6 protein-coding genes are annotated in these 6,082 nt (G+C 73.5%); 2 read left to right on the top strand and 4 right to left on the bottom strand.

Features of this window, described 5'->3' with window-relative positions; all coding sequences use genetic code 11:
- The coding region (locus C3488_RS38900) for a PASTA domain-containing protein (protein WP_146068021.1) at positions 1–481 on the top strand (481 nt) is incomplete at its 5' end.
- Between the two features lie 66 nt (positions 482–547).
- Here the strand turns inward: C3488_RS38900 and C3488_RS38895 are convergent.
- Positions 548–1,090 carry a bacterial proteasome activator family protein gene (locus C3488_RS38895; protein WP_103845539.1) on the bottom strand — a complete coding sequence of 181 codons (543 nt, stop codon included), beginning with the start codon at positions 1,088–1,090 and terminating at the stop codon, positions 548–550.
- Between the two features lie 262 nt (positions 1,091–1,352).
- On the opposite strand from C3488_RS38895, the gene C3488_RS38890 reads away from it, so the two are divergent.
- Positions 1,353–2,477 carry a hypothetical protein gene (locus tag C3488_RS38890; protein WP_103845538.1) on the top strand — a complete coding sequence of 375 codons (1,125 nt, stop codon included), beginning with the start codon at positions 1,353–1,355 and terminating at the stop codon, positions 2,475–2,477.
- Between the two features lie 69 nt (positions 2,478–2,546).
- On the opposite strand, the gene C3488_RS38885 is transcribed toward C3488_RS38890, so the two are convergent.
- From C3488_RS38885 to C3488_RS38875, 3 genes are all read right to left on the bottom strand, one after another.
- A complete protein-coding gene (locus tag C3488_RS38885) occupies positions 2,547–3,527 on the bottom strand; it encodes an NAD(P)H-quinone oxidoreductase (protein WP_103845537.1) in 981 nt (326 codons plus the stop codon).
- 134 nt (positions 3,528–3,661) lie between these two features.
- Complete coding sequence (locus C3488_RS38880; RefSeq protein WP_103845536.1) at positions 3,662–5,164, bottom strand: molybdopterin molybdotransferase MoeA; 1,503 nt, start codon at positions 5,162–5,164, stop codon at positions 3,662–3,664.
- Positions 5,161–6,048, bottom strand: a complete 888-nt coding sequence (locus C3488_RS38875; protein ID WP_103845535.1) for an NTP transferase domain-containing protein — start codon at positions 6,046–6,048, stop codon at positions 5,161–5,163. Before C3488_RS38875 ends, C3488_RS38880 begins: the two co-directional genes overlap by 4 nt.
- Between the last annotated feature and the right edge of the window lie 34 nt (positions 6,049–6,082).

The following is a 6,082-nucleotide window of genomic DNA, read 5'->3' as shown; positions in this document are numbered from 1 at the left end:
CAGCCCGCAGACGCCCGCCACGGGCGGTCAGAGGGGCAGCCAGGCCGTGGTCATCGGCTCGGTCGTGGTCGCCCTGGTCGTGATAGTCGGCCTGCTGACCTCACTGTTGCTGCACACCAACGGCAGCAGCGGGGACGAGGCCAACGGGAGCGACGGCAGCGCGAGCGCGCCCCCGACCGTGGCCTCGGGCCACAGGGGCCCGGACACGACGAAGACGATCGAGACGACGAGGTGCACGGAGCCGGAGACGTCGTACGTCGACCCGAAGAAGATCCGGGTGCCCGACTTCTCCTTCAAGAACCTCGAGTCGGTCAAGGCGTGCTTCCGGGCAGCGGGCTGGAAGTACGAGATCACGCACGAGGACGAGAACACCTACGGCCAGGACACGGTCATGAGCCAGTCCCCGACGGCCGGCACGGACGCCAACCCCAAGAAGATGCCGGTGATCGAGCTCACGGTGTCGACGGGCGACCCGGCGTGAGCCGACTCTGACACGACGGCAGAGACCCGGCACCCTCACGGTGCCGGGCCTCTCGCACGGTCCGCGTCACAGGTACGGGCCACCCGCACGGCCGCCGGTGCGACGGTCCTCCTCGCCGTCGGGGGAGCCCACACCCGGGGGAAGCGCGCGGCGCATCTGTTCCAGCTGGGCGCGTGCCGCCATCTGCTGGGCGAACAGGGTGGTCTGGATCCCGTGGAAGAGGCCCTCCAGCCAGCCCACCAACTGGGCCTGCGCGATGCGCAGTTCCGCGTCGCTCGGGATCGCCTCGTCCGTGAAGGGCAGGGAGAGCCGCTCCAGCTCCTCGACGAGTTCGGGGGCGAGACCGTCCTCCAGCTCCTTCACCGAGCTGGAGTGGATCTCCTTCAGGCGCTGCCGGCTCGCCTCGTCGAGAGGAGCGGCGCGCACCTCCTCCAGCAGCTGCTTGATCATGCTGCCGATGCGCATGACCTTCGCGGGCTGCTCCACCTGTTCGGTCACCGGGACCTCGCGCGAGTCGTCGTCTCCGGTGCCGCCGAGAGCCATCCCGTCCTGGCCCACGACCAAGATCCTCTGGGCGTTCTCCGACCGTTCGTTCCTCGGCATCTCCATGCCGCCATTCTCTCGCACCGATACACCTCATCAGCCAGGTGCCCGGTACGGGGAGTGATCCACCCCACAACCGACAGGTCCGCCTCGGTGCCCTGCGTCCATGCCGCGGGGGCGTGACGGACGGCGTACGGCGCACGGCCGAGATGCCGGACGCCGGGGTCCGTGTGACGCTGGTGCCGTTGATCTTGCCGCCCGAGTACGGGAGGGGGTCACTCGCGTGACTCCATGGCCTCGTCCGCCGTCCAGGTTCCGCACGCTCCGCGTGGCCGTCCTGCCACCGGTACTCACCACCACTGCCGTCTGCGGTCTGTACTGCATATCCGCCTGCGCCCTCGCGCCCGCGGAGGGGCTCCGGCCCGTGCACGTCATACGGGCCGCCTGGCACACCCCGGGGGCCGTGCGTCAGGCCGGGTACAAGGGCCCCTTCCACGACACGTACCTCACCCGAATCGCCTATCCGGCCCACGAATCCATACCCCCGCTCACGGACATCGCGCACACCGTCCCGGCCCCAGCGACCCGCACCTCCGCCCCGGAGGACACTCCCTCGGCTCCGCCGACGCGCGCACCCGCCGCGCAGACCCTCTCGGCTCCACCGGCTCACACCGGCACCCCCGGGCGCACAGTCACCGCCGTCACCGTCACGTCCGACCCGCCGGGCGCCCCCGCCGCGAAGCCCCCGGCGTCCGGGACCGCGGCCGACGACACTGCCGCTCCCCGGCACACGGCATCCGCGATACCGACGCGCGGGTCCAGGCCCGCGCCGACCGCATCCGCCCCGGCCACCGGCACAGCCCCGCCCGGACCCGAGAAGCCCCAGGGCCACGACGTGTCCCGTGACCACGGCCGGCCGCGGGGCCGGGACAAGCCGCACGACCCCGCCAGGTCACTGAGACACGAATCGCCGCACCGCCACGTCGAGCCCCACCGCCCCCGCCACCACCGGGACCCCGCGCAGTCACCCGCCCCCGGGCGCGCCATCGACGATCCACCCTCCGCTGATCCCTCGCCTCCCTCGCCCGACTCCTCCCGGGCCGGCAACTGGGCCGGCGAGGGAAGGATGCGGCCCGGGCGGCCGGATCCGGAACCACCGGACGAGGACGACGAGCCCACCTACACGGATCAGGACCCGCCGTCACCGCCGGAGCGGACACCGGACCCGGCGGACCGCGAGACCGCGGACCCGACCACCGGCACCGAGCCGTCCCACAACGCGGCGGACCCCGTCGAGGCCTCACCCAGCCCCTCGCGCGGCGCCGCAGGCTCCGCCCGGAACACCTCCGCCTCGCAGCCCGTGTCCCAGATCCTGCCCCTCGGCAGCGGCCTTGTCCTCATGGGCTTCGGCCTGGCGCTCGCCCTCCTCGCCCTGCGTCTGCGTCGTGACTGACCCCCGAGGCCACCGCCACCCCGCACGACCGGTGCCCGCCGCGCCACCAGCACCCCCGGACGACCATGCCTACGGCGCGACCAGCAGCACCTTTCCGATGTGCCCGCTCTCCTCGAGCACCCGGTGGGCTTCTGCCGCGTCATTCATCGGGACCTCACGGTCGACGATCGGGCGCACGTCCCCGGAGGTGATCAGTGGCCACACGTGCTCCCGCACCGCCGCCACGATCGCGGCCTTCTCCCCGAGCGGCCGCGCCCGCAGAGAGGTCGCGGTGATCGCCGCCTGCTTGCGCAGCAGCGTGTTGATGTTCAGCTCGCCCTTCACCCCGCCTTGCAGACCGATGATCGCGAGACGCCCGTTCACCGCGAGCGCCTGGACGTTGCGGTCCAGGTACTTCGCACCCATGTTGTCGAGGATGACGTCAGCACCCGCCCCGGCCGTGGCCTGCCGGATCTCCTCGACGAAGTCCTGTTCGCGGTAGTTGATCAGCACGTCCGCGCCCAGCTCGCCGCAGTAGTCCAGCTTCGCCTTGGTGCCTGCCGTGACCGCGACCCTCGCGCCCACCGCCTTGGCCAACTGGATCGCCATCGTGCCGATACCGCTGGAGCCGCCGTGCACCAGCAGCGTCTCGCCCGGGCGCAGATGGGCGACCATGAACACGTTCGACCAGACCGTGCAGGTCACCTCGGGCAGCGCGGCGGCGCTCCGCAGATCGAGCCCCTCGGGCACGGGCAGCAGCTGACCTGCCGGTACGGCCACCTTCTCGGCGTATCCGCCGCCCGCGAGCAGCGCGCACACCTCGTCGCCGACGGCCCACCCGGAGACGCCGGGGCCGAGCGCGGCGATCCGCCCGGAGCACTCGAGCCCCGGGTACGGGGAGGCCCCGGGCGGCGGGTTGTAGAAGCCCTGCCGCTGGAGGAGATCGGCACGGTTGACGGCGCCGGCCACCACGTCGACCAGCACTTCACCCTCGGCGGGTACGGGATCGGGGACCTCCGCCCACACCAGCGCCTCGGGCCCACCGGGTTCAGGAATCGTGATCGCGTACATGAGGGGGACGCTACTCCTGACGAAAGATCTCCGCCGACCCCCCGCGCGGCCGCTCGAGGCATCCCGACCGGGATGTTTCACGTGAAACACTCAGCGGTTCTGGATCAGCCCGAGCAAGCTCACCCAGAAAGTCCTCACCCCGCCAACGCCCAGGGCAGGTCGAGCAGTTCCACTTCCTGGCCGGGGTGCGCACCCCCGGGCGGGACCACCGCGAGGGCGTCCGCGGCGGCGATACCGCGCAGCATGGCGGGGCCGTGGTAGTGCAGCGGCACGGCCTGGTCGGCGCGTACGACGACGGGGACGAGCCGGGTGTCGTGCGGGTGACCGTGGACGGAGTCCTTCAGAGGCAGCGTGTAGGGCTCCGGCGCCATACGGCCGGCGAGAGTGCGCAACAGCGGCTCGGCGAGCGTGAGCAGGCCGGAGACGGCTGCGAGGGGGTTTCCCGGCAGACCGACGAGGTGCCGGCCGTCCTGGATGCGGGCGAGGAGCATGGGGTGGCCCGGGCGGACCTGCACGCCGTCGACGAGGAGTTCGGCGCCGACGCGTCGCAGGGTGGGATGGACGTGGTCGACGGGGCCCGCGGCCGTGCCGCCCGTGGTGACGATCAGGTCGGCCGCCGAGGACGTCACGGCCTCGTACAGGGCATCGGCGTCGTCGCCGAGCCCGCGGACGGCCGTCACCTCGGCGCCGAGTGCGCGCAGCCACGGCGGCAGCATCGGCCCGAGCGCGTCCCGGATCAGCCCGTCCCTGGGCAGGCCCTCGGTGAGCAGCTCGTCGCCGAGTACCAGGACTTCGGCGCGCGGTCGCGGCAGCGTGCGCAGGGTGTCGTAACCGGCGGCGGCTGCGAGTCCGAGGACGGCGGGGGTGACGTGGGTGCCTGGAGGGAGCAGATGCTCGCCGGTGCGGCATTCCTGGCCGCGCGGCCGGATGTCCTGACCCTGCGGGAGTTCCCGGATGGCGTGCAACCGTCCCTTGTCGTCGGTGCGGCCGTGCTCGGTGCGCAGGACGGCGGTGGTGTCCGGCGGGATGCGGGCGCCCGTCGCGATCCGCACGGCCTCGCCGTCGCCGAGGGGTGCAGCCTCTGCGTGCCCGGCAAGGATCCCGTGCTCCCGCACGTCCCAGGGGCCGGGGCCGGCGACCGCCCAGCCGTCCATGGCGGAGGTGTCGAAGGAGGGGAGGTCGGTGAGGGCGGTGAGGGGCGCGGCCAGCACCAGGCCGAGTGCCGCGTCGAGGGGCACGTCGAGGGCTGGGCGGCGCGGAGCGGAGCGGGCGGCGCGCTCGGCGGCGGCGCGGGCCTCGGGCCACGGCGTGGCGTGGTGCTCGGAGGGGGGTGGGGCGGAGGCCTCGGTGCCCGCCGGGTGGTCCTGGGTGCCGGGGTGCCGCGATGTGCGGGGGCCGGGCTCGGGCCTACGCGCCTCGGGCTCGGGAGTGGGCGGACCGGGCTCGGGAGCGCGCGGGTCCGGGTCCCGGACGAGGGCGAGGGCCTCTTCGAGGTCTTGGTCGTGCTGGTCCTGCGGTGAACGGGCGGGGCGGGCCTGCGGACGGCTCGGCTCCCCGCTCTCGTTGGCCACGGCCAGCGCCTCCTCCATGTCGCGTTCCTCGCTGTCCAGCTGCCCCTCGATGCCCCGCCCGGTCATCCGGCGCCCGGCCTGTCCTCGGCGGTGTCCTCGTCGGCCCACCGCAGCGCCAGCGCGGCGGCCTTGCGGGCGGCTTCGGCGACCGCCTCGGGGCCGCCCTTCGCCTGCGCGGCGGCGTAGCCGACGAGGAACGTCGTCAGCGGGGCCGCGGGGCGGGCGACGCCGTGCGCGGCGTCGCGGGCGAGGTCGAGCAGGACGCCGGTGTCGACGTCGAGGTCGATGCCCAGTTCGTCCTTGACTGCGGAAATCCATTCATCCAGCACGTGCCCATGCTCCCTGATGCGTGATCGGGCGGTGGCGATGTCGTCCCATGTGTCGCAGTCGAAGGATGCGACGGGGTCGGAGATACGGGTGAGGTCCAGCCCTGCGACCAGGCGCCGCAGCGGAAGGCCGGTGAGACCGGCGTGCTCGGTGGTGAGGCGTACCAGCTCACGACGCAGTGCCGCCGTGCGGTAGGCGGCGACGAGCGGCTGGTCACGCCCTTCGGGATCGGTCAGCACCGCCCCTTCGGCGCCGCTCGCCCTGAGGGCGTCCAGCAGCCGTCGTACCGTCCGCTCGGTGAGGAACGGCAGGTCGGCGGAGAGTACGACGGCATCCGCGGCCCTGGTCCGTCTGAGGCCCGCTTCGAGCGCGGCGACCGGTCCGGCGCCGGGCGGCTCCTCCCGGGCCCAGACCACGGGGCGCGCGGTGGGCCGGGCACCGGCGACCACCACGGTGGTGTCCGCGTCGGCGCAGGCCGCCAGCACCCGGTCGAGCAGCGCACGTCCGCCGACGCGGACGGCGGGCTTGTCGGCGCCGCCGAGCCGCCGGGCGGCACCGCCCGCGAGCACCACGGCGTCGTAACCGTCACGGCGGGGGTCGCCCGGGGGTTGGTACGCGGTCATGCCCCGAGTATGGGCGCAGCGTGGATCAATGCCA

The organism is Streptomyces sp. Ru72 (assembly GCF_002920635.1).
Taxonomy (GTDB): Bacteria; Actinomycetota; Actinomycetes; order Streptomycetales; family Streptomycetaceae; genus Streptomyces.
This window is presented reverse-complemented; position numbering and strand designations above follow the sequence as displayed.